The 303-nt window shown below is 46.5% G+C and carries 1 pseudogene; it reads left to right on the forward strand.

The features are described 5' to 3' along the window. Positions 1-145: 145 nt before the first annotated feature. Positions 146-303, forward strand: a pseudogene (locus tag H5058_RS18600) (group II intron reverse transcriptase/maturase); the annotation flags it as partial.

Genomic DNA, 303 nt, shown 5'->3' on the forward strand with positions numbered 1-303 from the left:
GTGCATTTATTTAAAGCGTTGCCGAATCGAGATGAGGGTGATGATGATTTTACCGACCTAATGCCGTGGAATGTGCAGCTAGACTTCGATTATAGCTAAGCGCACTGCTTAAATGCGCGCTTACACCTTAATGAGGTGAAGACCTTTGATAATCAGCGAACTGCAACGTAAATTAGCGACATGGACAGCAACCGATAAAGCGCGTCGCGTTAATCGATTACTGCGCCTTATCAGTCACCCACAATGGCTTTGCCAAGCGGCTGAAGTAACGCTTTCTTCAAAAGGTGCCAAAACACCTGGCGT

The sequence above is a fragment of the Pseudoalteromonas sp. SR45-4 genome, from assembly GCF_014163535.1.
GTDB classification, from domain to species: domain Bacteria; phylum Pseudomonadota; class Gammaproteobacteria; order Enterobacterales; family Alteromonadaceae; genus Pseudoalteromonas; species Pseudoalteromonas nigrifaciens.